This window comes from Haloferax sp. Atlit-4N, from assembly GCF_003383025.1.
Lineage (GTDB): Archaea > Halobacteriota > Halobacteria > Halobacteriales > Haloferacaceae > Haloferax > Haloferax gibbonsii.
Genome location: NZ_PSYY01000002.1, coordinates 194,186 through 220,107, shown reverse-complemented (window position 1 = coordinate 220,107; position 25,922 = coordinate 194,186). Strand labels below are relative to the sequence as shown.

Sequence of the window (25,922 nt, the reverse complement as noted above, 5' to 3'; positions counted from 1 at the left end):
AGTATCTGCATGGTCAACGCGACGAGCGCCCGCCCCGACTTCCGCATCACCCACGAGACGCCGCCCAGCCGAGCGCTCCTCTGCGGCTTCTCGTCGTTCGGACTCGCCGGCCTCACGGCCGTCGACTTCATCGTCGACCACCTCGACCTCGAACAGACCGGCCACCTCACCGTCGAGGGTCTCCCGGCGGTGACTCCCTTCGAAAACGGCCGCCCCCGGCATCACACCCGGCTATTCTCCCGCGAGGACCTCGACGTGACCGTCCTCGTCGGCGAGCTGTTCGTCCCGGCCGTCCACGGCACCCAGTTCGGTAACGCCATCCTCGAGTGGACAGAGCGCAACCAAGTCGAGGAGCTGGCCGTCCTCTCGGGGATTCCGATGGCCCACGGCCCCGACGAACACCGCGTGTTCTACATCGCCACCGACGACTACCGCGAGGCGCGACTCGCCGACAGCGGCATCCACCCGATGGGCCGAGGGTTCTTCGACGGCACCAACGCGGCGCTCGTCGAGCGCGGCATCGGGTCGCCCCTCGGCGTCGGCGTCTACGTCACGCCCGTCCACGCCCAAGCGCCCGACGTGGAGGCGGCGATTCGACTCGTCGAGGCCGCAGACGACGTGTACGACCTCGGCGTCGACTCCTCGCCGCTGGAGTCGTTCGCGGCCGAGGTCCAGCAGTACTACGCCGAACTCGCCGAGCGACTCCGCGACAGCGAGGCGGACCTCCCCGACGACCGGATGTACATGTGAGCGGCGGCCCGCCCCCCGTCAAACAGCGACCGACAGCCGGTCTGCTACCGTTTGTGCCACTTGTTTTCGGAATTTTGTGCTACTCGGATTTCAGTAAATGATTTAGGTGATGCCGTACACGTCACGACCATGGCTGACGAACTGCGGCTCACCATGGAGCGAGTCGGTGAGCGCTTCAACCTCGGCGAGTACGAGATAGACGCGTATCTGGCCGTCCTCGAACACGGACAGTTGACGGCGAGCGAAATCGCCGACCGAACCAGCATCCCCCAGCCGCGGGTGTACGACACGGTCCGGAGCCTGTCGGACCGCGGCCTCGTCGAGCTCCGTGAGTCGCGGCCGATGAAAATCGTCGCGGTCGACCCCGACGACGCCTTCGCGAACGTCAAGACCTCGCTGGAGGAGCTCATCGAGGAGCTTGAGGCGCGCTACACCGCCCCGGCACGCGACACCGAGGCCGTCTCGCTCGTCAAGTCGCGGTCGACCATCCTCCGCTACATCGAGGAGATTATCGAGGCCGCGGAGTACGAACTCGTGCTCTCGTTGACGCCCGACCTGCTCCGTCGCTTCCGCGACGACCTCGCGGCGGCCATCGACAGCGGCGTCAGCATCGACCTGCTCGTGACGCCCGCCTCCCGCGCGCCCGACCCGGACGAGTTCAACTACCTCGACGTGGCGACTATCGCGCGCGCCCGCCGCGGCATCACCTCGCCCGTCCTCGCGGTCGCCGACGGCGAGTACTCCATCTACGCGACCCAAGACGCCCTCCGCGACGACCGCGACCGCTACGGCGTCATCTTCAACCGCTCCGCGCTCGGCTTCCTCGTGAGCGGCTTCTTCGGGACCGTCCTCTGGAGCACCGCCGAGACCATCGTCGCCAACGGCAAGCGCCGGCCGTTCCCGCGCCGCTACGCCTCCATCCGCCGGGCCGTCAAAGACATCCGCGAGATAGAAGGCGACTTCTACGCCTCCGTCTCCGGCCGCGACATCGAGACCGGCGACCCCATCGTGGTCGAAGGGCGCGTCATCGAGACGGCCTTCGAGGACACGGAGGAGGTCGCGTCGCTCCACATCGAGACCGAAGAGGGCGTCGTCGAGGTCGGCGGGCTGGTCGCCGCGCTCGAAGACGTGGAAGGACAGGAGATTCTGCTCGGCCGCGACGAGGTTCCGAACCGCGACGAAATCGTCTGAAGCCGCGTCGTCAGGTTCCGCTCGCGTCTTTTCTGCTCGGCCATTCCCCGCCAGCAACGGCTACTCGTCGGGGAACTCGTAGACGACCGCGCCGCAGTCCGCACAGCCGAGAACCTCGTGCTCCGGCGAGTCGTACAGCCCCGCGGTGCCGCCGCAGCAGTTGCGCGTCGTCGTCTCCTCGACCGCGCCGCCGCAGTCCGGACAGACCTCGGTGAACATCCGCATCGGCTCCGTGGCCGCGAGCGCGACCATCGGGTCGACGCCGCGCTCGACGACCGTGTAGAGCGTCGCCACGTCCGCGATGGCCTGCGGCCGGGAAATCCACACGGACATCGAGGGACCGTCCAGCGAGATACCGCCGAACTCGGCGTCGACCGTCGCGTCGAACGGGACCGCGTTGGCGACGGCCTCGGCGAGTTCCTCGTCAGTGGTCTTCCGGAGCGTCGCCATCGTCGACTCCCACTCCTCGCGGGCGTCGTCGGCGAGAAAGAGGCCGTCTTCCTCCTCGACGAGCACCCCGGCGTTCAGGAGCGTCGAGAGCATCACGTCGGGGTCGACGTTGGCGTCGAGCGACTCCGACCGGCGGTCGGGAGACGAGTCCGCGTCGCCGTGGTCGAAGACGCCGGCGAGGCCGAGCGCAGAGACGACCCGGGGCGCGAACGAGGGCGTGCCGGGGACGACGTAGCCCCGCAGGTACACGGCGAGCGCGCCGCCGACGAGGACGACGAAGCCGACCAGCGGCGAGAGCACGCTGACCGCGAGGCCGACGAGGACGACCAGCGCGACGTTGACGGCGGTACACGGCAGACAGCGGTTCTCGCCGGTGTGTTCCGGGCGCTTGAGTGAGTCGATGACGGACATGGTGTGAAAAGTGGGGCTGTGAAGTGTTCGCGTTCGCGGTGGTCAGTTCGCCGGGGGCGTCTCGGTCTCGACCGCGTCGAGGCGGACCGCTTTCCCGGTCTCCGACGAGCGGTAGATGGCGTCGATGACGCGCTGGACGGCGAGGCCCTGTTCGACCGTGTTGCGGCCGGGGTGTTCGCCCTCGGCGACGGCCGCGAGGAACGCCTCCTGTTCGGTCTTGTGGGTGTCGTTGTCCTGCGTCTCTACGTCGGCCGTCGAGAGGTGGTTGCCGCCGCCGACGCCGTCCTCGTAGAACTGGAGGTCGTGGCTCGCGCGGTCGAAGCGCACGCCGCCCTCCGTGCCGCGGAGGAAGAACTCGTCGTTGGTCGGGCGGTTCGTCGCCCACGCGACTTCGAGGGAGATGGTCGTCCCCTCCTCGGTGCGGATGAAGGCGCTCGCGGAGTCGTCCACGTCGAAGGCCTCCGGCCCGACGTCGTCGCCCCACATCTCGACGAAGGTGTAGTCGTCGCGGTCGCCGAACTCCGAGCGGGTGACGCCGGAGACCTCGACGACCTCGGGGAAGTCGAGGAAGTAGAGCGCGAGGTCGATTGCGTGGACGCCGATGTCGATGAGCGAGCCACCGCCGGCGACTTTCTTGGAGGTGAACCACGACCCGCGGCCGGGGATGCCGCGGCGGCGGACGTAGTTGGCCTCGACGTGGGTGACGTCGCCGAAGCGACCTTCCTCGTAGTGGTGGCGGACGACCTCGACGGGGTTGGCGAAGCGGTTGTTGAAGCCGACCATGCAGAAGCCGTCGGCCTCCTCGGCCGCCTCGGCGATTCGCTCGGCCGATTCGAGCGAGTGCGCGAGCGGCTTTTCGAGCAGCACGTCGAGGCCCGCGTCGAGCGCGGCGACGGCGTACTCCTCGTGGAAGCGGTTCGGCGTGGTGATGATGACCGCGTCGACCTCCCCGAACAGTTCCGACTTCTCCTCGTAGGTGTTCACGTCGTACTTCTCGGCGAAGCGACGACGGGCGTCCGCCTGGATGTCGAGGCCGCCGACGAGGGTCGCGCCGAGGTCGACGAGGCGGTCTGCGTGGTGGTGTCCGATGTTTCCGAGTCCGACGATACCGACTCGGACCGATGATTCCGTACTCATGATTCGATGATTAACTACAGGTGGTGTTAAGTTTCACGTTCTTTGGCCTGAATTGCCAGAATCGACCGCGAGCGCCCGGTCAGACGGCGTTCGGGACGCGAGGTGAGGCGAACGACGAGGCGGGACGAGGCGACTGGCACGGGTCGAGACTGGGCGTCAGTAGAGCTGTTCTTCGCGCTCTTTGCGCTCTTCCTCGCGACGCTTTTCCTCCTTGAGTCGGCGTCGCCCGCGGAGGTACTGCTTGCCCTTCGGGATGAACTTGTTCTTCAGGTCGAGGAGGAACGAGACGATGCCGTAGGCCCAGAAGAAAAACAGGACCGTCATCCCGCCGAGGTAGAACAGACCGAGTTCGTTGACCATGGATGTGTGATGTGGTGTGGCTCCGATAAGCGTTGTGCGGGCTGTGCGAGTCGCGTGCGGGGTCGAGGACGAACCGACGCGGGCCGTGTTACGGGCGCGTCAGTCGTCGCTTTCCGCTTCTGTGCCGGGCGCGCCGCTCGTCTGGACGGGCGTCTCGATGCCGTGGCTGATGGCCTCGCCCGTCTCCGTGTCGAAGAGGTGAACGCGCGAGCGGTCGAGGACGACCGTCACGTCCTCGTCCTCCTCGATGTCGGTGTCGGGTGCGACGCTCATCAGCAGTTGGTCGTTGGCGACGCCGCTCGTGTCTTCGAGGTCCGTCTCGGCCGACTCCGAGAGCTTCAGGTAGACGAATATCTCGTCGCCCATCGGTTCGAGCACGTCGGTCACGGCCTCGATGCGGTGGCTGGGGTTCGAGACGAGCGCCTCGTCGCCGACGAGGTACACGTCCTCGGGGCGGATACCCATCGTGACGTCGGTCCCCACCTCGATGCCGAGGTTCGCGGGGTCGAACTCCACGTCGATGTTGGTCGAGACGAACCCGTTTTCCGTGACCTCGCCGTCGAGGAAGTTCATCGAGGGCGAGCCGATGAAGCCGGCGACGAACAGGTTCGAGGGTTCGTTGTAACAGACGAGCGGCGGGTCGATCTGCTGGAGTTGTCCGGAGTCGATGACCGCGATGCGGTCGGACATCGTCATCGCCTCCGCCTGGTCGTGGGTGACGTAGATGATGGTCGTGTCCAGTTCCTTGTGGAGGCGCTGGAGCTCGGTCCGCATGTGGACCCGGAGCTTCGCGTCGAGGTTCGCCAGCGGCTCGTCCATCAGGAAGACGCCGGGGTTGCGGACGATGGCGCGGGCGATGGCGACGCGTTGTCGCTGGCCGCCGGACATCTCGTCGGGCATGCGTTCGAGCATGCCCTGCAGCTGGACGATTTCGGCGGCGCGCTCGACGCGGCGCTCGATTTCCTCCTTGTCGTAGTTGCGGAGGCGGAGCCCGAAGGAGATGTTGTCGTAGACGTCCATGTGGGGGAACAGCGCGATGTTCTGGAACACCATCGCGACCCCGCGGTCCTTCGGTGGGAGGTTCGTCACCTCGCGGTCACCGATGAACACCTTCCCCTCGGAGGGGATGGTGAGGCCCGCAATCATCTCCATGGTCGTCGACTTCCCGCACCCCGACGGACCGACGAGACAGATGAATTCTCCGTCTTCGATGTCGAGGTTCATGTCGTCGACCGCCGTTACGTCGTCGTAGTGCTTGCTTACGTGTTCGAGTGTTACGTCTCCCATGGTTACTCCTTCAGCGCTCCTGCAGTCAGTCCACTCACGATGCGTTCCTGTGCGATGATGACAAGGATGGCCACGGGTAAGACTCCCACGATGGAGGCGGCGGCCATCAGGTTGTACGGGGTGTCGAACTGTCCCTGATACTTCAGGATCCCCGCGACGATGGGCGCCCACGAGTCGGCCTCACCGTTGTTCATCAGGAACGAGAAAAAGAACTCGTTGTAGACGCTGATGAACGTGAGGACGCCCGCGGTCGCCACGCCGGGTGCCGAAAGCGGCACGATGACGCGGAACAGCGCGCCCAGTCTGGTCGTTCCCTCCACCCGCGCGGCGTCCTCCAACCCGTCGGGAATCTGCCCGTAGAAGGTCGTGAGGATGAATATCGACAGCGGCAGGAACAGCGCGCTGAACGGGAACACCATCGGTGCCGGCGTGTTGAACAGGTCCGGCGTCGATATCGTCACCATCCCGATGCTGAGCGAGGTGTTCCCCGTGAACAGCTCGAACAGCGGGATGAGGAACGCCGCCGGCGGGAAGTAGCTGATGGCGAGGATGCCGAGCATCAGCACGCCCTTGCCGGGGAACCGGAGGCGGCCGAAGACGTACCCCGCGAGGCTGGCGATGAGCAACACGAGCACGGTGGTCGTGATGCCCAGCACGAAGCTGTTGAACATGTAGAGGTGGAACGGCACCCGTTCGAACATCGCGATGAACACCTCGGGGTTGAATCCCTTCGGTACGAGTCCCATGTTGGCGATGAGGTTGTTCGGCGTGAGCGCGAGCACGAGCAGCCAGTAGAACGGGAACAGGGTCGTCACCAGGAAGAACAGCATCGCGACGTAGAACATCGCGCGGTAGACCCTGTCGGGGTTCTTGATGGCCGAGTCGACCCAGCGGCCGAGCGGCCCCTGTTCCATGTCGGCGTCGTCGGAGCCGATGCCGGCTCCCGAAGTTTCGCTGGACATCTTAGAGACCCTCGCTGGCGAAGTTCACGATGTACACCGAGACCACGACGGCGATGATGCCCGCGGTGACGAACGCCACGGTCGCCGAGGTCCCGTACAGCGGCGTGTTGAACGTCGTGACGACGAGACACGACAGCGACGGGACCGTCTGACAGCCGGCCATGGTCTGGATGATACCGTAGACGCGCATCGCGTCGATGGTGCGGAACAGCATCGCGACGAGCACCGTCGGCAGGATGAGCGGGAAGGTGATGAGCTTGAACTGCTGCCAGCGCGACGCGCCGGCGACCTTCGCCACGTCGTACAGCGAGCGGTCGATGCTCTGCATCCCCGCGAGGATGAGAAGCGCCATGAACGCCGAGGTCTTCCACACGTCGGCCACGATGATGAGGAACAGCGCGTCCGCGGTGTTCCGAAGCGGCGTCGTGCCGATGAGACCGAGCTGGTTCAACAGCGCCGGGTTCTCTGACGTGCCGACGAGGAATCCGATGTTCGGCTGGAACATCAGGTACCAGATCATCCCCTGGATGACGATGGGAACGGCCCACGGGATGATGATGGCGACGCGGACCCAGCGCCGACCGCGGAAGTCCTGGTCGAGGATGAGCGCCTGACCGAAGCCGATGAGCGTTTCGAACAGCACGCTGAAGACGGTGAAGATGAGCGTCACCGCGAGCGCGCTGGAGTAGATGTTCGTGACGAACGGGAACTCTGAGCTGAACGTCGGGAGGAACTGCGACGGGAGCGCGTAGTTGCGCGCGCCGGTGAACAGGTCGACGTAGTTCTGCAATCCGACGAACTCGCCGAGTCGCGCGCTCCCCGTCAACTGGTCGGCGAACAGCGACATGCTGAACGTCGAGACCAGCGGGTAGACGGCGATTACCCCCAAGAGAACGAGCGCGGGCGTCAGAAGCAGGTACGCGAACTGCGTCTCGGAGAGCGACTCCATCCAGTTGACGGCCGACGCGTACGGGCCGCTCCGCCGGGTGTCGGAAAGTGCCTCCCCTGATTGTTGTTCTGTAGCCATGTCAAATGATAACGTGTATGTTGGTTACGTCTCGGTAAAGACGTTGCTCTACGCGTTCTGCTCGATCTGTTCGAGCTGTGATGCGAGGTCGGACATCGCCTGTTCGGGGGATTTCTCCTGGGCGAACGCGGCGTTGACCTCCTGTGAGATGCGACCGGACTGCTGCGGCCAGACGACGGTGACCGGGCGCGGAATCGCGTTCTCGCCGGCGACCTTCAGGGCGTCGAGGTAGCGCCCGATGATGGGCACCTCGGCGGCCTGGTCGGATTCGAGCAGCGACGGGCGCGGCGGAATCCAGCCGATGATGCGGAACATATCGAGCTGGAACTGCTCGGTTTGCATCGTCCGAAGCACCTGCACCGCGGCCTGCTTCTGTTCGTCCGAGGAGTTCGGGTTCATCGTCATGTGCCAGCCGCCGAGGGCGGCGACGGGGCCGCCCGTGCCCTCGTACTGGGCCTCGTCGGCGGTGACGCCGTACGGAATCGGCATGACGCCGAGGTCCTCGCCGAAGCCGGTCTGGTCGTTCTCCTCCGACGGCTCCGCGCCGTTGATGACGATGGAGTACGGCCAGTTGCGGTGCATGACCGCGTTGCCCGTCGTGAACGGCTGTCGGGACGGGTCCTCGGTCCACTGGAGGACCGCCTCGGGCGAGATGCCGCCCGTGATGCCGTCGAGGGCGTACTCGTCGTCCTCGCCGTGGATGAGCGTCCGGACCATCCGAATCGCGTTGATAACCGGCTCTTCTTCGACCGTGATGGGTCGGTCGCCGATGGGGCCGAACAGGTTCTCTCGGCCGCCGAAGTACGCGCCGCCGTACGAGGTCATGAACTCGTTGAAGTCACAGCACGACAGCCCCTCGTAGACGTTCGCCTGGAAGGTAAACCCGTTCTCGATGTCGGGGTTGGCGTCGAGCGCCTCCTTCGTGACGCGCGAGAAGTCTTCCCACGACATCGACTCGGTTGCCCACGTCGAGAAGTCGTCGTCGGTGTAACCCGCGTTTCGGAGCAGGTCCTTTCGGTACTGGACCGTCGGGAAGTCGGGGAACAGCGGCTGGCCGTAGAGGTCGCCGTTCGACCCCTTCGCCGTCGAGACGCTGGCCTCGAAGTACTCCTCTTCGATGGTGCTTGTCAGCTCCTCCGGGAGCGACTGCGAGAGGTTCTGCAGTTGGTTCCGCGCGATGAACGGAATCGTCCACCCACTGTCCATCATGAGCAGCGTCGGCTCCGAGCGACCGCCGGAGAGCCACTGCTGGTACTGCGCCTGCCGGTTGTCCGTCACCTGCGACCCGGCGAGGATGTCTATATCGATGTTCTCCGGGAGGCCGGCGTCCCGGAGCGCCTGCACGACTTCCTCTTCCGACTCCGCGACGCGGGTGTCGGCGGCCCACTGAAGCGTGATGTCGTCGGTGGTCTCTTCGGTGTTAATCGGCGTGTCGGTGTCGGTGTCGGTGCCACCGTTTCCGCCGCCGTTCCCGTCTCCGCCGCCGGTGCTAATGCACCCGGCCAGTCCGACGGCGACGCCCGATGCGCCGGCCGCCTTCACAAAATTGCGTCGAGAGACGCCAGTACGCTTGCCCTTGCGTGAGTCAGCATCAACCATTACAGTCTGTATTCTACAATTAGTGATTATTTATAGTTTTGGTGCTGGCCACTACCGGTGTTGTAGTAAATTACTTGTCAATAGTCTCGGCAGTCCGAAATTCAATCAATAGAGTATTTGTAACGATTGTTTATAAAATATATCGCCGTTGACGCTTAGTCTTTACCCGGCGCGGGCCACCGCGGCGTCTTCGGGGCTTCGATTCGCTCGATATCGCTTTCGCTCAGGTCCACGTCGAGCGCGCCGACGTTCTCTTCGAGGTGGTCGAGTCGGCGCGGCCCGATGATGGGCGCGTCCACGACGGGTTTGTGGAGGAGCCACGCGAGCGACACCTGCGCGGGCGTCGCCCCTTTCTCCTCGGCGAGCGAGCGAATCGCGTCGATGACGGCCCAGTTCTCGTCGGTGAAGCGGTTCGACGTGTACTCGTCCGACTCCGCGCGCGTGTCCGCCGGGACCTCGGCGTCGCGCTCGTACTTGCCCGTGAGGAAGCCGCCCGCGAGCGGCGACCACGGGATGACGCCGATGCCCTCGCCCTCGCAGACCGGAAGCAGGTTCGCCTCCTCGTGGCGGTCGACCGCGTTGTACTCCGGTTGCATGCAGGCGAAGCGTTCGAAGTTCTCCACGTCGGCGGTGTACAGCGCCCTCGTGAACTGGTACGAAGACATCGTGCTCGCGCCGACGTAGCGGACGAGCCCCTCCTCGACGAGGTAGTCGAGCGCCGAGAGCGTCTCCTCGATGGGGACCCCGTCGTCCCAGCGGTGAATCTGATAGAGGTCGATGTAGTCGGTGCCGAGGCGGTCGAGGCTCGCGTGCGCCTGGTCGATGATGTGCTTGCGCGAGAGCCCGGACTTGTTCGGCCCGTCGCCCATCGGGAAGTAGACCTTCGTCGCGATGGCGAGTTCCTCGCGGTCGCGCTCGGCGATGGCCTCGCCGACGATCTCCTCCGACTCCCCGCGGGAGTAGGCGTTCGCCGTGTCGAGGAAGTTGATGCCGGCGTCGAGCGCGCCCTCGAGGAGGTCGAGACTCGCCTGCCTGTCGTTCATCATCCACTCCGCGCTGGAACCGAAGTTCATACAGCCCAGACAGAGCCGCGAGACTTCGAGGCCGGTGTCGCCGAGGTAAGTGTACTCCATGTCGGTCACACCGCCTCATACACGAACGACAATGATAAGCATACGCACATCACGGACGTGAGAGAAACGACCACGGCCGTGGGGAGACGTAATGGCTTTACCCGCGCCTCCGGAACCCGAGGTGTATGGACGGGCGCACTCGCGAGTACCTCGAAGGTCGCTTCGGTGACTACTACCGGAGCACCGACGTTCCGCTCCCGCCCGCGCCGGGCGAACGGGAGTGGGGGGTCATCCCGTGGTCGGCCGGCGGCACGCGGATGCACCGCCACCAGTCGCTTCTCGACCTCGGCGACCTCTCGGACTACCTCGCCCGGAGCGCGCCCCGGCACGTCTACTTCTCGTCGGCCCGGTTTTCGGACCCCGGCGCGGCCTCGATGGACGACAAGGACTGGCGCGAGGCCGACCTCGTCTTCGACATCGACGCGGACCACCTCCCCGGCGTCGACCCCGAGACGACGGGGTACGCCGACATGCTCGACGCCGGGAAGGAGGCCCTGTTGGACCTGCTGAACCTCCTCAAAGACGACTTCGCGTTCGAGGAGATGCAGGCCGTGTTCTCCGGCGGCCGCGGCTACCACGTCCACGTGCGCGACGAGTCGGTCCGCGGCCTCGACAGCGAGGCCCGCCGCGAGGTGGTCGATTACATCCGCGCCATCGACCTCGACTTCGACGCGCTCGTCGAGACGCGACAGCACGGGACGACGACCCAGCGCGTCCTCCGAACCGAGGGCGGGTGGGGCCGGCGGACCCACCGGCGACTCCTCGCGTTCGTGGACGCGCTGTTGGAGATGGAAGAAGACGCCGCGCTCTCGCGGTTGAAGGAACTCGACGGCATCGGCGACGGGCGCGCGAAGACGATTCTCGGCGCGTTCCGGAACAACCCCGACGCCGTCCGCGAGGGCAACGTCGAGGCCGGCGGCCCGGGCGTCCGGACCCTGGTCGAGGCGCTCGCCCACGAGACCGTCGAGGACGAGACCTCGCCGATAGACGAACCCGTGACGACCGACACGAAACGGCTAATTCGCCTCCCGAAGAGCCTCCACGGCGGGTCGGGACTCGTCGTCGAACCGCTCGACCGCGACGAAATCGACGATTTCGACCCCCTCTCCGACGCGGTCCCGGACCGCTTCCGCGGCCGCGACATCGCCGTCAAAGTGACCGACCCCGGCGAGGTCGAGTTCGACGGCGATAGCTTTACACTCGACTCGGGCGTGCAGTCGGTAGACGAGAGCCTCGGCGTGTTTCTCATGACCCGCGGTCGAGCCGAGAAGGTGACAGAATGAACGTAGACGACCTCAGGAGCGTGCTTCGGACGGAGCGACAGAAAGACAGCCTACAGCACCTCCGCGAGTCGTTCTACGAGGACGTCGCGGAGTTCATCGCCGAGCAGAAGGCGAAACGCGAGGAGAAGGCCGAACAGCTCGGCACCCACTACTCGCCGGAGATTCGGCGGCTCACGGACGAAATCGAGACCGCGGAGGAGGTCGTCACCTCCATCTACGAGCGCCGCGTCGGCAAGGTCGTCAAGGCCGCGAGCTTCGCGGCCGCGGGGATGTCCTCCGAGACGGACGGGCTGACCCACGAGGAAAAGCGGCTGTTCGACGACCTCGTCGACCGCATCGAGGAGAACCGCGGCACGGTGCTCTCCGCGCTCGAAGACGTGTCTGCCGCCGACTCCCCGAAGGACGCCGTTTCGGCGACCGACGTGACGACCGCGGAACCGGGCGCGCCCGGCGATTCCGGACCCGCGATTCCGCCGGACGAACCCGACCCAGAGACCGCGCCGACCGGCATCGGCACCGACGCCGACGGCTCCGGGACGGCCACCGACGGCTCCGAGGCCCCCACCGGCGACTCGGCCGCGGGCGACGTGCTCGCGGACGCGATGGGCGGCGGGACCGGCGACGACGTATCGAACGCGGAGTCGGGGACCGACCGACCGGCCACCGAGGCCGCCGCGGCGTCGACCGATTCCGCCCCCGCGGACTCCGGTCCCGCGGTTCCGCCGGACGAACCAAACCCGGAGACCGCGGCCCCGTCAGCGGGCGAAGCCGACACGGTGGAACCCTCCGCCGACGACCCGCTTTCCGGCCTCGCCGACGAGCGCGAGACGGTCCGCATCACCGCCGACGTGGGGACCATCCTCGGCGTCGACGAGCGCGAGTACGACCTCGCCACCGAGGACGTGGTGACGCTCCCGTCGGCCAACGCCGACCCGCTGGTCGAGCGCGGCGCGGCCGAGAAACTCGACTGAGAAAGACCCTTCTTCCCGCCGCCGGAACTGGTGGCTATGCTCGACATTGGCGACGACGCCCCCGACTTCGAACTGCCCGACCAGCGCGGCGACCTCGTCTCGCTTTCCGACTTCCGCGGCGAGCACGTCGTGGTCTACTTCTACCCGCGCGCCGACACGCCGGGCTGTACCACCGAGGCCTGCGGCTTCCGCGACTCGTGGGACGAGTTCGAGGAGCGCGACGCGACGGTTCTCGGCATCAGCGACGACCCCGTCTCGGACCTCGACTCGTTCGCCGAGAAGTACGACCTCCCCTTCACGCTCCTGTCGGACGAAGACGGCAGCGTCTCCTCGGCGTACGGCTCGTACGGCGAAAAGAACATGTTCGGCAAGACGTTCGACGGCGTCTTCCGCAACTCGTATCTCGTCGGCCCCGACGGGACCGTCGAGCGGGTCTACGAGGGCGTCTCGCCCGACGGCCACGCCGACGAAATCCTCGCCGACCTCGACGAACTGGACGGCTGAACGGGGAGACCACCTCGACCGGGCGACTGCCCCGCCCCGCCGGACCGCCCGGTCTCCGTCTCGCGCCGAACCGACAACTACTGACCGAGTACATTCTTTACAAACGACGGGAGACACACCGCATTTCCGGTGAAATAAACGTAGAACTCGTTGATTATTGCGTATCCCGAGAACCGCGTACCACTACGTAGCAGACGGGAGTGATATGAACGTGACGGTCGCGCCTCTGAGTCGGGCGGATGGTAGGCGAACAGTCGCCGTCGCTCGGTGGCTGGGACGCGTTCGAAAAATACGTCTGAAGGGGCGTTACGAGGCGCTTACTGGAAGGTGCGGCCGACTTCGGTCTCGCGGTCGCGTTCGACCTCGCTCTTCTGGAAGCGCTCTTCGATCTCCTCGTAGCGGCGGCGCACGTCGTCGGTGACGCTCGCGCCGATTTCGTCGAGGGCGTTCTCGAAGTGTTCCATCGTCACGCGGACGTTACCGACGCTCTCGCCGATGTCCTCCTTCTCGACGCTCCGGATGAACTCGCGGGAGGCGTTCATCGACGCCTCGCGGGCGAGCGCTTCGAGGTCGGCACCGACGTAGCCGTCGGTCTTCGACGCGATTTTATCGAGGTCGACGTCGTCGGCCAGCGGCTTTTCGCGGGTGTGCACGTCGAGGATGGCGCGGCGGGCGTCCTCGTCGGGCACGGGCACGTGGACGTGGCGGTCGAGGCGGCCGGGGCGCAGGAGCGCCGAGTCGATGAGGTCCGGCCGGTTGGTCGTCGCGATGACGACCACGTCTTCGAGCGCTTCGAGGCCGTCGAGTTCGGTGAGCAGTTGGGAGACGACGCGCTCGGTGACGCCCGAACTCGACGAGTCGCGGCCGCGCTCGGTCGCGATGGAGTCGATTTCGTCGAAGAACACCACCGTCGGAGCGTTCTCGCGGGCCTTCTTGAACACCTCGCGGACGCCCTTTTCGGACTCGCCGACGAACTTGTTCAGGAGTTCGGGGCCCTTGATGGAGATGAAGTTCGACTCCGCCTCGTTGGCGACGGCCTTCGCCAGCAGGGTCTTCCCGGTGCCCGGCGGGCCGTACATCAGAACGCCCTTGGCGGCGTCCATGTCCATCTGCTGGAACACCTCGGGGTATTCGAGGGGCCACTGGATGGTCTCGCGGAGGCGTTCCTTGGTGGATTCGAGTCCGCCCACGTCCTCCCACGTGACGTCGGGTACCTCGACGAACACCTCGCGGAGCGCCGAGGGCTCGATGCTCTTGAGCGCCTGTCTGAAGTCGTCTTCCGTGACTTTGAGGCCTTCGAGCACCTCGGCGTCTATCTCCTCGGCGTCGAGGTCGAGTTGCGGCCGAATGCGCCGCAGGGCGTGCATCGCCGACTCCTTGGCCAGCGATTCGAGGTCCGCCCCGACGAAGCCGTGCGTGCTGTCGGCGTAGGCGTCGAGGTCCACGTCGTCGGTCAGCGGCATGTTCCGCGTGTGGACCTGCATGATCTCCTTGCGACCGTCGCGGTCCGGCACGCCGATTTCGATTTCGCGGTCGAAGCGCCCGCCGCGGCGGAGCGCGTTGTCGATGGCGTCCACGCGGTTGGTCGCGCCGATGACGACGACCTCGCCGCGCTCGTCGAGGCCGTCCATGAGCGACAGCAGTTGGGCGACGACGCGGCGTTCCACGTCACCGCCGGCCTCGCTGCGCTTGGGCGCGATGGAGTCTATCTCGTCGATGAAGACGATGGCGGGCGAGTTCTCCGTGGCCTCCTCGAAGATTTCGCGGAGCTGCTCTTCGGACTCCCCGTAGTACTTCGACATGATCTCCGGGCCGGAGATGGTGTGGAACGAGGCGTCGATTTCGTTGGCGACGGCCTTCGCGATGAGGGTCTTCCCCGTCCCCGGCGGGCCGTGCAGGAGAACGCCCTTCGGCGGCTCGATGCCGAGGCGCTTGAACAGCTCGGGGTGGCGCATCGGGAGTTCGATCATCTCCCGGACCTGTTCGAGTTCCTTGTCGAGGCCGCCGATGTCCTCGTAGGTGACGGAGGGGCCGCCGTCGTCGCCCGGCGCGGAGTCCTTAATCTGCTCGGCGGGCTTCTGGCTCACCTGGAACTCGGTGTTGTCGGTGACGACGACGGTGCCGTCCGGGTCGGTCGACGCGATTTTGATGGGGACCGACTGGTTCGACGCACTCATGAAGCCGAAGCCGAGCGGAAGCTGGACGCTCTGGCCCTGCGCGACCGGCTGGCCGGAGAGCTTGTCGCGGATGTAGGTCCCGATGTTACCGCCGATGCGGAGGTTCTGCGGGAGCGCGATAGTGACGCGCTTTGCGGGCTTCACGTCGGCTTTCTCCACGTCCACGCGCTCGTCGATGCCGACGCCGGCCTGCTGGCGGAGACGACCGTCGATGCGGATGATACCGGTTCCCTGGTCTTCGGGGTAACCGGGCCAGACGCGGGCGATGGCGGTCCCGTCGTTCGGACCGTCGATGCGGATGAAATCTCCGCCTTCGAGGTCGAGTTCCGCGGCCGCGGCTCGGTCGATAGCGGCGAGTCCGCGACCGGCGTCCTTCTGTTTGAGGGGTTTGACGATGAGTTTCATTTACTTGGTGAGGGTGATGGTGAGCACGCCGTTTCGAACCGCCACGTCGGCGTCGCCGCCGGCGGGGAGTTCGAACTCCGTCTCGGTCACGCGGTCGCCGGTGTCGGCCACGACGATGGCCGTCGACCCGACGATGTCCACGTCGACCTCGTCTTCCGAGAGGCCCACGTCGGCCGCGATGACCCAGCAGTCTTCGTATTCGTACCGGCGAATGAACCGCTCGTTCCCGCCGGCGAACTGTTGCATGCTCATGGTAAGTCTAACCCAAGGTTAGCGTTTTGAATATATAAATCTTTCTCCGACGAATCGGGTGACGACACCGATATGCCGCATTTCGGTTGAATTGCGGTTCACAGTCGTCACGCCTCACCGTGCTATTCGCGGCGGAGTAACGTCAAACTAGTGGCCACGGCAGTCGCCCACACGGTCGAGAGGGGACGACCACCCCCGAAACTCGGTGCCGGCGTGGGGGTTTATTGGTTCGCGGCGACCAGTTTCGAGGTATGGAGACGGCCTCGGCGGACCACCACGGACGGGAGACAGCCTATCGATACCGCGACGCGGGCGGAGAGGGACCGACGGTCCTCTGTGTCCACGGGAGCGGCGGCGCACACGGCGTCTGGCGCGGTCAGTTCCGCCTCGCGAGCGACTACCCGGTCGCCGCGCTGGACCTGAGCGGCCACGGCGACAGCGACGACGTGAACGCCGACGTCGGCTACGAGACGCTCTCGGCCTACGTCGACGACGTGGTCGCCGTGGCCGAGGAGACCGACGCGAGCGTCCTCGTCGGCAACTCGCTCGGCGGCGCGGTCGTCCTGACGCTCGCGCTCGAACGCGACCTCGACCTCGACGCGCTGGTCCTCGCCGGCACGGGCGCGAAACTCGCCGTGCTCTCGGACCTGCTGAACTGGCTCGACGACGACTTCGACCGCGCCGTCTCCTTTCTCCACGGCGAGGACAAACTGTTCCACACCGACGACGAGCGACTCGTCGAGGGCTCCAAAGAAGCGATGTACGACGCGGGACAGGCCGTCACCCGCCGCGACTTCCGGTCGTGTCACACCTTCGACGTGCGCGACGAAATCGAGGGGATTTCGGTTCCGACGCTCGCGCTCGTCGGCGAGTACGACCGACTGACGCCGCCGTCGTACCACGAGTACCTCGCCGAGACGATGCCCGACTGCGAACTCGGGACAATCGAAGACGCCGCGCACCTGGCGATGCTCGAACAGCCGGCGGCGTTCAACGAGGCCGTGAAAGCGTTCCTCGACAGCCGCGTCGCGTGAGTTGAAGCCGCGCGGACGCGAGCCCCCTCAGTACAGTTCGTCGAGGTCGTCTTCGACGTGGCTGTGTTCGTCGGCCGGGAACTCGCCGGCCTCGACGGCGTCCCTGTACGCGCCGACCGCCTTCTCCATCTCCGATTTCACGTCGCCGAACTGGGCCGCAAACGGCGGCGTGCGGTCGCTCATCCCGACCACGTCGTCGACGACGAGCACCTGCCCGTCGCAGTCGGGGCCCGCCCCGATGCCGATAGTCGGGATGTCGATGGCCGCCGTGACCTGTTTCGCGAGGTTCGCCGGGACGTGTTCGAGGACGAGCGAGAACGCGCCCGCGTCGGCGTGGGCCTTCGCGAGGTCGAGAATTACCTGTGCGTCGTCGCGGTCCGTCCCCTGCCTGCCGTAGCCGACTTCCTTGACGCGCTGGGGGGTCAAACCGAGGTGGGCCATCACGGGGATACCGAGCCGGACGAGGTGTTCTGTCAGCTCGACGGTGTGGGGGCCGCACTCCAGTTTGACCGCGTCGGCGTCGGCCTCCTTGAGCATCCGACCGCAGTGTTCGACGCTCGACGCCTCGTCCACGCCGAACGAGAGGAATGGCATGTCGGCGACGACGAGGGCGTCGTCGGCCGCGCGCGCCACCGCGGCGGTCCGGCTCGCCACGTCCTCGACGGTCACCGGCAGCGTCGAGTCGTAACCGAGCGCCGTGTTGCCCATGCTGTCGCCGACGAGGATGATGTCGATTCCCGCCTCGTCGACGACGCTCGCGGTCGGCGCGTCGTACGCCGTGAGCATCGTGATGGGCTCGCTACCAGCCTTCGCTCGAATGGACCGTACCGTGACCATGCGTGCCGTTCGCGCGTCCGGGTTATCAGCCTTATCAGCCACCCCCAGCGCGCCGCGCGAGGTTCGCTCGTTGCGCCCGCTCACCCGAACCTGCGGCCGAGGGAACACTTTACTCGGCGGAACGCGCCTGTACGAACGACGCATGCCCGCCTCGTCGCCCTCCAACGACCGCTCCGCCCGCGGCCTCTCGCCGGTCGTCGGCGTCTCGCTCCTCGTCGTCATCGTCGTCCTCCTCGCCGCCACGGTCGGCGTGATGGTGATGGGGTTCGAGGACGTGCTCTCCGAGCCACAACCGCAGGTGTCGTTCGACGTGGACTACCACCCCGACGGCCCGGATAACGGGGCGAACGGCGCGTACATCAACATCACCCACGAGTTCGGCAGTCTCGAAGACGGCAGCCGGGTGTTCGTCGTCGACGACGCCAACAACCGCATCGCGTGGGAAGACGTGTGGACCGGCGGCGAGACGGTCGGCCCCGCGGGCGAGTACGCCCACATCGACGGTGCCGGTTCCGACGGCGCGCTGAACCCCGTCTGCGAGGCGGGCCAGCGCTACCGGGTCGTCATCGAACACGAGGACGGGTCGTCGAGCATCCTCGTCGACTACGAGGTTCCGACCGAACCGACCTCCAAAAGCGCCGCCTGCTGAGGCAGGGGCACACCGGACCGTCGGGACGCGGGTCGCGAACGCGAACCGGCACGCATTAGCCGTCGCCGTGATACTGCTACCCGTGCAACCAGTCGAGCGCTCGAATCCGGACGGCGTCGATTACGGGTGGGTCATGCAGATGACCTTCGTCACGACGATTCTCGTCGGGTCGCCCATCGTCGCGGTCCTCTCCGTGAACGCGGGGCTCCAGACGTGGGGCGCGCGCGCCGAGTTCGCGATTCGCGTCGGCGCGGTCATCTGGTTCGTGACCGCCGTCGCCCTGTTCGTCTACGCCAAGCGGACCAACGCGGGCGACGGCGGGACGCCCCCCGAAGCGGAGTTGGACACCGACATCGACGCGGAGAACTGAGCCGAACCGAGCCCCGCCCGAGGTCCGCGTCCGCGCCCGCGGCGGCGCTCGCTCCCGGAAACTCTTTCACACGATACGGCGACGTTCTCGTATGATAGACGAGACCATCGAGGAGATTCGCGAGATGCAGACGCACAGCTCCTCGGTCGTCGCCGTCAAGGCTACGCGGGCGCTCGCGGAGCTGACGGAGCGCGACTACGCGACCGTCGAGGAGTTCGAACGCGACCTCGAGCGAAACGTCGGCGCGCTCAAGCGGGCGAACCCGTCGCACGCGTCTTTGTACAACGCCTTACAGGACGTGCTGCACAGCATCCAAGGCGAGGTCGACGACCTCGACGAAGCGCGGGAACTCACCTTGGCGACAATCGACCGCGTGGTTGAGACCGTCGAGACGGGCAAGCGCCGCGCGGCCCAACAGGCGGCCGCGACCATCGAGGACGGCCAGACGTTCCTCACTCACGACTACTCCTCGACGGTCATGGAGGCCGTCGAACTCGCCGTCGCCGACGGCGCGGAACTCACCGCCTACGTGACCGAGGCCCGCCCGCGCTTCCTCGGCCGGAAGTTCGCGCGCGAACTCGCCGCCATCGACGACGTCGAACCGCACCTGATGGTCGACGGCGCGTCGGGGATGTTCCTCCCCAAGTGCGACCGCGTCATCATCGGCATGGACTGCATCGTCGAGGAGACGCTCTACAACCGCATCGGGACGTTCCCGCTCGTCGCCGCCGCCAACGAGGTCGGCGTGCCGGTCACGGTCGTCGGCTCCAGCGCGAAGGTCGTCGACGGCGGCTTCCGCTTCGAAAACGAGATTCGCTCGCCCAGCGAGGTCATGCTCGAACCCGTCGAGGGCATCGAACTGGAGAACCCCGCCTACGACGCCACGCCGGTCGACCTCATCGACGAGGTCATCACCGACGAGGGCGTCATCGAGTTCTGAGCGGGCGGCGACTCGCCCGCGGTTCGTTCCTTTTCGCTCAGTTCGACGCCGTCACCCGAGGCTGACCCACTCGCCGGTCTCGTCGGAGCGCTCGATGGCGTCGAGCACTGTCTGGACCTCGTAGGCGTCCTCGAACGAGGGGGAGAACTCGCCGCCCTCGGCGACCGCCGACAGGAACTCGTAGTTCTCGTGGACGAAGGTGTGTTCCCAGCCGAGGACGTGGCCCGGGGGCCACCAGTGGTCGAGGTAGGGGTCGTCCTCGTCGGTGACGAGCACCGTCTCGTAGCCGCGGGCGTCGCCGGTCTTCACCTCCAGTTCGTTGAGGCGTTCGAGCGAGAACTGCAGGCTCCCCTCGGAGCCGTGAACCTCGATGGTGTGGTCGTTCTTGTGCCCGTCGGCGAACCGCGAGGCCTCGAAGTTCCCGACCGCGCCGTTTCCGAACTCCGCCTGCGCGGTGTAGGCGTCGTCGACGGTCACGGGCTTGTACTCGTCCGCGCCGGGCACGGGCCGCTCGTCGACGAACGTCTGGAGGTGGCCGGAGATGCGTTCGATGTCGCCCGCGGCGTCGCGGACGAGGAAGCGCGCGAGGTCGACCGTGTGCGCGCCGAGGTCGCCGAGCGCGCCGGAGCCGGCGAGTTCCGCGTCGTTTCGCCACGACCACGGCGCTTCGGGGTCGACGAGCCAGTCCTGGAGATAGCGCCCGCGGACGTGCCGAATCTCGCCGAGTTCGCCGTTCTCGATGAGTCCTTTCGCGTACTGGATGGCGGGGACGAAGCGGTAGTTGAACGCGCAGCCGGCGACGCCGTCGGCCGCGCGGGCGGCGTCGCGCATCGCCTCGGCCTCGTCGAGCGTCGGCGCGAGCGGCTTCTCGCAGAAGACGCTGGCACCGGCTTCGAGCGCGGCGACGGAGGGTTCGGCGTGGAGGTGGTTCGGGCCGAGGTTGTAGAACACGTCCACGTCGTCGACCACGTCGCGCCAGTCGGTCGCGGTCGATTCGAAGCCGAACCGGTCGGCGGCGTCGGCGAGCGCCTCCTCGTTGCGGCCGACGATGACGGAGCGCTCCACGTCGGGCGCGTCGGGGAAGAACATCGGCAGGCGGGCGAGCGCGTTGGAGTGCGCCTTCCCCATGAAGCGGTAGCCGAGGACGCCGACTGAGAGCGGTTCAGTCATTGCGCCACCTCCGTGCCCGATGCGGTACCGCGGGCGAGGCCGGAGGCCGAGTCTCGCGGCACTTTTTGGTCCAGATTTTTGGGGTGAGCGGGTCGCGAAGCGGCCCCGAACCGCAAAAAGGTGGGCCTGAAGCGGTAGCCGAGGACGCCGACTGAGAGCGGTTCAGACATGGATTACTCCGCCCAGTAGGCTTCGCCGGGTTGCGTCTCGAAGACGGCCCGCGAGAGCACGTCGACGGCCTTTTCGAGCCCCTCCTTGGACGACGTGAGCGCGTCCTCGTGTTCGATGGAGAGCGCGCCCTCGTAGCCGACCATCCGGAGCGTCGAGACCACGTCCTTCCAGTGGCCCTCGTCGTGGCCGTAGCCGATAGAGCGGAAGAGCCACGAGCGGTCGGCGGTGTCCGCGTAGGAGGTCGTGTCGAGGACGCCCTTGATGCGCGCCTCGGACTCGTAGACCTTCGTGTCCTTCGCGTGGAAGTGGTGGATGGCGTCCTCCTCGCCGAGGAACCGAATCGCGTCGGTGATGGAGATGTCCTGCCAGTAGAGGTGCGAGGGGTCGAAGTTCGCGCCGATGCGCTCGTTCGTCGCCTCGCGGAGCTTCAGCATGCCCGTGGGCTCGTAGACGAGCATGTTCGGGTGCATCTCGATGGCGATGTCGACGCCGTGGTCGTCGGCGAACGCGGCGAGGTCCGACCAGTAGTCGACGGCGACCTCCCACTGGTAGTCGTGGGCGTCGGCGTGCTCGGTCGGCCACGGCGCGGTAATCCAGTTCGGGACCTCGTCGTTCGGGCCGCCGGCGGGGAGTCCCGAGAAACAGGTGACGGTGTTCACGTCGAGGGCGTCCGCGAGTTCGATGGCCTCGCGGAGTTCGGTGTCGGCCTCGGCGGCCGTCTCCTCGACGGGGTGAAGCGGGTTGTTGTGCGTCGCGAGCGCGCTGATTTGTAGGTCTCGGCTCTCGACCGAATCGAGGAGGTCGGCCTGCGCGTCGTCGTCCGCGAGGACGGCGCTTCGGTCGACGTGGTCCTCGCCGGGCCAGCCGCCGACGGCGAGTTCGACGCCGTCGACGCCGATACCGGACAGGTAGTCGAGCGCGTCGTCGAGGGGTTCGTCTCCGAGCGGGACGGTGAGCACTCCGATGTACATATCAACCACATATACTAGGAAGTGAATAAAAATTAAGGATACACGCAACCGGGTCGACGGCGGCGCGGCGGCTCTCCGAATCTGCGTCGAATGCGGTTCCGTCAGTGGATTACCGGCGGAGGAACTCCGAGAGCTTCTCTCTGAGGCCGGCTTCCTCCCCGAGTCGGAGGTAGAAGGCGGCCCCGCCGTCCTCGTAGTAGTTGTCGATGCGGCGGCGGACCTCGAAGCCCATCCGCTCGTAGAAGTCGAGGGCGTTCGTGTTCGTCGTCCGGGCGTGACAGGTCACGACCGGATGCTCCCTCGCGACCTCGGCGACGAGTCGCTTGCCGTAGCCCTCGCCGCGGGCGTCGGGCGAGACCGCGAGAAAGAGGATGTAGCCGTCGCGCCGCGTGGAGGCGAACGCGACGAGCGCGTCGTTCTCGTAGAGGAGATACGTGTTCGACCGGCGGTAGGCGTCCATGAAGAAGCCCCGGCGCTGTTTCAGGAGCCCCTCATCGACCCGAATCCGCTCTTTCAGGTCCCACGCCTCCTCGGCGTACTCGCGCTGGCCGGGGGCGTCGACCCGCATCTCCACGTTGACGCTCACGTCCCGTCGTAGCCGGAGCGAGAATATAACTCCACCGTCCGTTTGCAGGTCCGACCGAAGCCGCCGTCGGCAAACAGGATAGCTCACCGACACGAGCGGCGCACCAACGCGGGAGTCGGGACGCGCACCCCTCGCCGACCGAAAGGACGAGGGTCGGCGGCGTCCCTCCCTCCGGTATGGGATTCACGCTCCGCGACCACACCGCCGACGTGGCCGTCGAGGCCGACGGCGAGAGCCTCGGTGCCGTCTTCGCCGCCGTCGCCGACGGGCTCACCGCCGCGATGTGCGACGACCCCGCCGAGACGGGCGACCGCTTTTCGGTCGCCGTCCGCGCTGAGGGCCGCGAGGCGCTGTTGTTCGACTACCTCGACCAACTCATCTACGAGCGCGACGTGCGTGGCGTCCTCCCGGCGGCCCACGAGGCGACCGTCCGGCGGGAGGGCGACGAGTGGGTCGTCGAGGCGTCCGCGCTCGGCGTCCCCTTCGCCGACGTGGACGCCCGCGACGTGAAGGCCGTCACCTACTCCGAGATGCGACTGGCGGAGACCGACGCCGGCTGGGAGGCGTACGTCGTCTTCGACGTGTGACGTTCCGATTCAATCGTTTCATACCTTCTCTCGCCCGTTTTCGGCTGTATTCATCCCGCGCCGTTATGGTCGGTCGGTCGTAACCCGAGACATGACACAGCACGTCCGCGGGGCGACCCGACTCGCCGGCCTCGTCGCGCTCCTCGCGGCGGGAGCGGGGAACGCGAGCGCGCACGTCAAGTACGTGACGCCGGGGAGCGACCCCGTCGAAGTGGCGGCGTTTCTGTTGGCGGCGCTGACCGACCCGTTCAACCTCGCCGTCCTCGGCGCGGGCGGCGTCGGCGTCGCGGTCGCCGGTGCGGCCTACCTGCGGTTCCGACCGCTCCCGAACGACGTTCGGGCGTTCCGCCGAACGATGGCGTCCTACGAGTCGCTTCTCCCGTGGCTCCTCCGCCTCGCGGTTGGGCTCCCGCTCGTCGGGGCGGGCTTTTCGGGCTACTTCTTCTCGCCCGCCGTCCAGTCCTCGTCGCCCGTCTTCGTCAGACTGTTCGGCATCACGGTCGGGTTCCTCCTGCTGTTCGGGTTCGGGACGCGCCTCGTCGCCGCGGTCGGCCTCGCGGGCTACCTCGTCGGACTCGCGGTCGAACCGGCGCTCGTGCTGGCGTTCGAGTACGTTCCCGGCTTCCTCGCAATCGCACTCGTCGGCGGCGGTCGCCCCAGCGCCGACCACGCCGTCGCCTCGATGGCGGCCGACGACCGGACGTTCTACTCCCGGGTCGACCCGTTCTACCGACGGGTCGCCCTCCCGTTCGTCGAGCGGACTCGCCACCTCGAAGCCTACGTGCCCGCGGTTCTCCGGGTCGGCCTCGGCCTCACGTTCGTCTACCTCGGCGTCGCCCAGAAGCTCATGGAACCCGGCGACGCGCTCGCGGTCGTCGCCAAGTACGACCTCACCGCGGTCGTCCCGGTCGCACCGGAACTGTGGGTCGTCGGCGCGGGGCTGACCGAGGCGCTCGTCGGCGTCCTGCTCGTCGCCGGCGCGTTCACCCGAGCGGCCTCCGCCGTCGCCTTCCTGCTGTTCACGACGACGCTGTTCGGCCTGCCGGACGACCCCGTGCTGGCGCACATCTCGCTTTTCGGTCTCGTGTCGGCGCTGCTCGTGACCGGCGGCGGGCCGCTGTCCGTCGACCGCGCGCTCTCCGACCGCGGCGCGGGCGACGCCGAGAGCGGCGGCGACGCGTCCGGGCGGTCCGCGGGCGCGTGACGGAATCCTATTGAGTCGCCGCGTCGATTGTCCCGGTATGGAAACGCGCGAGTTCGGCGACATCGAACTGCGACGGGTTCGCGAGCACGTCTGGGAGATTCCGCGGGAGGGCGAGATGAACGCCCCCGCGCGGGTGTTGGCCTCCGAGGCGCTGCTCGACCACATCGGCGACGACAAGACGCTCGAACAGCTACGGAACGCGACGCACCTGCCGGGAATCACCAAGCACGCAATCTGCATGCCCGACGGCCACCAGGGCTACGGGTTCCCAGTCGGCGGCGTCGGCGCGACCGACGCCACGGACGGCTGTCTCTCGCCCGGCGCGGTCGGCTACGACATCAACTGCGGCGTCCGCATGATGACGACGAACCTCACCTACGAGGACCTCCAGGGACACGAGGAGGAACTCGTCGACGCCCTGTTCGAGGCGGTTCCCTCGGGCCTCGGCGGCGGCGGCGTCGTCAAGGGCGACGCCGAGACCATCGAGGACATCCTCGCCCGCGGGATGCGCTGGGCGGTCGACGCCGGCTACGCCACGGACGACGACCTCGCCCACTGCGAGGACGAGGGCTTCCGCGACGACGCCCGACCGGAGTTCGTCTCGCAGAAGGCGAAAGACCGCGGCCGCAACCAAATCGGCAGTCTCGGCTCCGGGAACCACTTCCTCGAAGTCCAGCGCGTCACGGACGTCTACCGCGAGGACGTGGCCGAGTCGTTCGGGCTCGAAGCCGACCAAATCGTCGTGCTCATCCACTGCGGCTCCCGCGGCCTCGGCCACCAGACCTGCACCGACTACCTCCGACGCATCGAGAAGGAACACAAGGACCTGCTCGACGAGCTGCCGGACAAGGAGCTCGCGGCCGCGCCCGCCGGCTCCGCGCTCGCAGAAGAGTACTACGGCGCGATGTGCGCCGCCATCAACTTCGCGTGGGTGAACCGACAGCTCATCATGCACCGAACGCGCGAGGTGTTCGCCGACGTGTTCGACCGCGACTGGCGCGACATGGAGATGCGACTGTTGTACGACGTCGCGCACAACATCGCCAAGAAAGAGGTTCACGAAGTTGACGGCGAGGAGCGCGAACTCTACGTCCACCGGAAGGGGGCGACGCGGGCGTTCCCCGCGGGGCGACCCGAACTCCCGCCCGCCTACGCCGACGTGGGCCAGCCGGTCATCATCCCCGGCAGCATGGGCGCGGGGAGCTACGTCCTCCGTGGCGGCGACCAGTCGCTCGACCTCACCTTCGGCTCGACGGCCCACGGCGCGGGCCGACTCATGAGCCGAACCAAGGCGAAACAGGAGTACTGGGGCGAGACGGTGCAGGACGAACTCCGCGAGCAGGAGAAGATATACGTGAAGGCCCAGTCGGGCGCGACGGTTGCCGAAGAAGCGCCCGGCGTCTACAAGGACGTGGACGAGGTCGTCCGCGTCTCGGACGAACTGGGCATCGGCGACAAGGTCGCGCGGACGTTCCCCGTCTGCAACATCAAGGGCTGAGTTCCC

At 66.9% G+C, this 25,922-nt stretch carries 26 protein-coding genes; 12 read left to right on the top strand and 14 right to left on the bottom strand.

The genetic code is table 11. The features are described 5' to 3' along the window. Nucleotides 1-9 precede the first annotated feature (9 nt). Both C5C07_RS10275 and trmB read left to right on the top strand, forming a co-directional pair. Entirely contained in the window at nucleotides 10-750 is a 741-nt protein-coding gene (locus tag C5C07_RS10275) for a proteasome assembly chaperone family protein (protein ID WP_115805022.1), read from the top strand. Between the two features lie 129 nt (nucleotides 751-879). Further along, nucleotides 880-1,941 (top strand): HTH-type sugar sensing transcriptional regulator TrmB, encoded by a 1,062-nt coding sequence (trmB, locus tag C5C07_RS10270; protein WP_004974690.1) that lies wholly within the window; start codon nucleotides 880-882, stop codon nucleotides 1,939-1,941. Between the two features lie 60 nt (nucleotides 1,942-2,001). Here the strand turns inward: trmB and C5C07_RS10265 are convergent, their stop codons facing one another. The 8 genes from C5C07_RS10265 to C5C07_RS10230 form a co-directional block, all read right to left on the bottom strand. Beyond that, complete coding sequence (locus C5C07_RS10265; RefSeq protein ID WP_004974688.1) at nucleotides 2,002-2,802, bottom strand: hypothetical protein; 801 nt, start codon at nucleotides 2,800-2,802, stop codon at nucleotides 2,002-2,004. Between the two features lie 42 nt (nucleotides 2,803-2,844). Next, on the bottom strand, nucleotides 2,845-3,939 hold the full coding sequence (locus C5C07_RS10260) for a Gfo/Idh/MocA family protein (RefSeq protein WP_050459742.1): 1,095 nt from the start codon (nucleotides 3,937-3,939) through the stop codon (nucleotides 2,845-2,847). Between the two features lie 156 nt (nucleotides 3,940-4,095). Next, nucleotides 4,096-4,299 (bottom strand): hypothetical protein, encoded by a 204-nt coding sequence (locus C5C07_RS10255; protein WP_004042869.1) that lies wholly within the window; start codon nucleotides 4,297-4,299, stop codon nucleotides 4,096-4,098. Between the two features lie 99 nt (nucleotides 4,300-4,398). After that, nucleotides 4,399-5,586 (bottom strand): ABC transporter ATP-binding protein, encoded by a 1,188-nt coding sequence (locus tag C5C07_RS10250; protein ID WP_050459743.1) that lies wholly within the window; start codon nucleotides 5,584-5,586, stop codon nucleotides 4,399-4,401. 2 nt (nucleotides 5,587-5,588) lie between these two features. After that, nucleotides 5,589-6,548 carry a carbohydrate ABC transporter permease gene (locus C5C07_RS10245; protein ID WP_004974678.1) on the bottom strand — a complete coding sequence of 320 codons (960 nt, stop codon included), beginning with the start codon at nucleotides 6,546-6,548 and terminating at the stop codon, nucleotides 5,589-5,591. Nucleotide 6,549: 1 nt separating this feature from the next. Then, nucleotides 6,550-7,497 (bottom strand): carbohydrate ABC transporter permease, encoded by a 948-nt coding sequence (locus C5C07_RS10240; RefSeq protein ID WP_050459745.1) that lies wholly within the window; start codon nucleotides 7,495-7,497, stop codon nucleotides 6,550-6,552. A gap of 126 nt (nucleotides 7,498-7,623) precedes the next feature. Further along, nucleotides 7,624-9,174: a substrate-binding domain-containing protein gene (locus C5C07_RS10235; RefSeq protein ID WP_081605194.1), complete on the bottom strand. Its 1,551-nt coding sequence runs from the start codon at nucleotides 9,172-9,174 to the stop codon at nucleotides 7,624-7,626. A gap of 155 nt (nucleotides 9,175-9,329) precedes the next feature. Then, on the bottom strand, nucleotides 9,330-10,307 hold the full coding sequence (locus C5C07_RS10230) for an aldo/keto reductase (protein WP_193363456.1): 978 nt from the start codon (nucleotides 10,305-10,307) through the stop codon (nucleotides 9,330-9,332). 125 nt (nucleotides 10,308-10,432) lie between these two features. Here C5C07_RS10230 and priS point away from each other — a divergent pair, with 125 nt between their 5' ends. From priS to bcp, 3 genes are read left to right on the top strand one after another with little or no spacing between them, the layout of a single operon-like run. Continuing rightward, nucleotides 10,433-11,590 (top strand): DNA primase small subunit PriS, encoded by a 1,158-nt coding sequence (gene priS / locus C5C07_RS10225; RefSeq protein ID WP_115805021.1) that lies wholly within the window; start codon nucleotides 10,433-10,435, stop codon nucleotides 11,588-11,590. Then, nucleotides 11,587-12,561 (top strand): DNA replication protein, encoded by a 975-nt coding sequence (locus tag C5C07_RS10220; RefSeq protein WP_115805020.1) that lies wholly within the window; start codon nucleotides 11,587-11,589, stop codon nucleotides 12,559-12,561. The genes priS and C5C07_RS10220 overlap by 4 nt, the downstream gene beginning before the upstream one ends. Nucleotides 12,562-12,597: 36 nt before the next feature. After that, on the top strand, nucleotides 12,598-13,065 hold the full coding sequence (bcp, locus tag C5C07_RS10215; protein ID WP_004974661.1) for a thioredoxin-dependent thiol peroxidase: 468 nt from the start codon (nucleotides 12,598-12,600) through the stop codon (nucleotides 13,063-13,065). 317 nt (nucleotides 13,066-13,382) lie between these two features. On the opposite strand, the gene C5C07_RS10210 is transcribed toward bcp, so the two are convergent. Together C5C07_RS10210 and C5C07_RS10205 are read right to left on the bottom strand one after the other, a co-directional pair. Next, the gene (locus C5C07_RS10210; RefSeq protein WP_004974660.1) at nucleotides 13,383-15,647 is read right to left on the bottom strand and encodes a CDC48 family AAA ATPase; all 2,265 of its coding nucleotides are present in this window, start codon (nucleotides 15,645-15,647) and stop codon (nucleotides 13,383-13,385) included. Further along, nucleotides 15,648-15,899 carry an Hsp20/alpha crystallin family protein gene (locus C5C07_RS10205; RefSeq protein WP_049905056.1) on the bottom strand — a complete coding sequence of 84 codons (252 nt, stop codon included), beginning with the start codon at nucleotides 15,897-15,899 and terminating at the stop codon, nucleotides 15,648-15,650. Nucleotides 15,900-16,150: 251 nt separating this feature from the next. On the opposite strand from C5C07_RS10205, the gene C5C07_RS10200 reads away from it, so the two are divergent. Beyond that, nucleotides 16,151-16,933, top strand: coding sequence for an alpha/beta fold hydrolase (locus C5C07_RS10200; RefSeq protein WP_115805019.1), 783 nt, complete (start codon nucleotides 16,151-16,153; stop codon nucleotides 16,931-16,933). 27 nt (nucleotides 16,934-16,960) lie between these two features. Here C5C07_RS10200 and panB read toward each other — a convergent pair whose 3' ends face one another. Then, the gene (gene panB, locus C5C07_RS10195; protein WP_004974657.1) at nucleotides 16,961-17,770 is read right to left on the bottom strand and encodes a 3-methyl-2-oxobutanoate hydroxymethyltransferase; all 810 of its coding nucleotides are present in this window, start codon (nucleotides 17,768-17,770) and stop codon (nucleotides 16,961-16,963) included. Nucleotides 17,771-17,912: 142 nt separating this feature from the next. Here panB and C5C07_RS10190 point away from each other — a divergent pair, with 142 nt between their 5' ends. The 3 genes from C5C07_RS10190 to C5C07_RS10180 all read left to right on the top strand — a co-directional run bounded on the left by C5C07_RS10190 (nucleotide 17,913) and on the right by C5C07_RS10180 (nucleotide 19,729). Beyond that, nucleotides 17,913-18,419, top strand: a complete 507-nt coding sequence (locus C5C07_RS10190; protein WP_004974656.1) for a type IV pilin — start codon at nucleotides 17,913-17,915, stop codon at nucleotides 18,417-18,419. A gap of 133 nt (nucleotides 18,420-18,552) precedes the next feature. After that, entirely contained in the window at nucleotides 18,553-18,789 is a 237-nt protein-coding gene (locus tag C5C07_RS10185; RefSeq protein ID WP_004974655.1) for a DUF5822 domain-containing protein, read from the top strand. Nucleotides 18,790-18,880: 91 nt separating this feature from the next. After that, nucleotides 18,881-19,729, top strand: a complete 849-nt coding sequence (locus C5C07_RS10180; RefSeq protein WP_004974654.1) for a translation initiation factor eIF-2B — start codon at nucleotides 18,881-18,883, stop codon at nucleotides 19,727-19,729. Nucleotides 19,730-19,780: 51 nt separating this feature from the next. Here the strand turns inward: C5C07_RS10180 and C5C07_RS10175 are convergent, their stop codons facing one another. The 3 genes from C5C07_RS10175 to C5C07_RS10165 all read right to left on the bottom strand — a co-directional run bounded on the left by C5C07_RS10175 (nucleotide 19,781) and on the right by C5C07_RS10165 (nucleotide 22,627). Beyond that, nucleotides 19,781-20,899, bottom strand: coding sequence for a Gfo/Idh/MocA family protein (locus tag C5C07_RS10175; protein WP_004974652.1), 1,119 nt, complete (start codon nucleotides 20,897-20,899; stop codon nucleotides 19,781-19,783). Nucleotides 20,900-21,072: 173 nt separating this feature from the next. Beyond that, a complete protein-coding gene (locus tag C5C07_RS10170; protein ID WP_115805018.1) occupies nucleotides 21,073-22,041 on the bottom strand; it encodes a sugar phosphate isomerase/epimerase in 969 nt (322 codons plus the stop codon). 109 nt (nucleotides 22,042-22,150) lie between these two features. Next, the gene (locus tag C5C07_RS10165) at nucleotides 22,151-22,627 is read right to left on the bottom strand and encodes an N-acetyltransferase (protein WP_004974645.1); all 477 of its coding nucleotides are present in this window, start codon (nucleotides 22,625-22,627) and stop codon (nucleotides 22,151-22,153) included. A 176-nt stretch (nucleotides 22,628-22,803) separates the two neighbouring features. Between C5C07_RS10165 and C5C07_RS10160 the strand changes: the two genes are divergently transcribed. From C5C07_RS10160 to C5C07_RS10150, 3 genes are all read left to right on the top strand, one after another. Further along, nucleotides 22,804-23,214, top strand: a complete 411-nt coding sequence (locus C5C07_RS10160) for an archease (protein ID WP_115805017.1) — start codon at nucleotides 22,804-22,806, stop codon at nucleotides 23,212-23,214. 91 nt (nucleotides 23,215-23,305) lie between these two features. Beyond that, the gene (locus C5C07_RS10155) at nucleotides 23,306-24,418 is read left to right on the top strand and encodes a DoxX family protein (RefSeq protein WP_004974641.1); all 1,113 of its coding nucleotides are present in this window, start codon (nucleotides 23,306-23,308) and stop codon (nucleotides 24,416-24,418) included. Nucleotides 24,419-24,455: 37 nt separating this feature from the next. Next, on the top strand, nucleotides 24,456-25,916 hold the full coding sequence (locus C5C07_RS10150) for an RtcB family protein (RefSeq protein WP_004974639.1): 1,461 nt from the start codon (nucleotides 24,456-24,458) through the stop codon (nucleotides 25,914-25,916). Nucleotides 25,917-25,922: the final 6 nt, after the last annotated feature.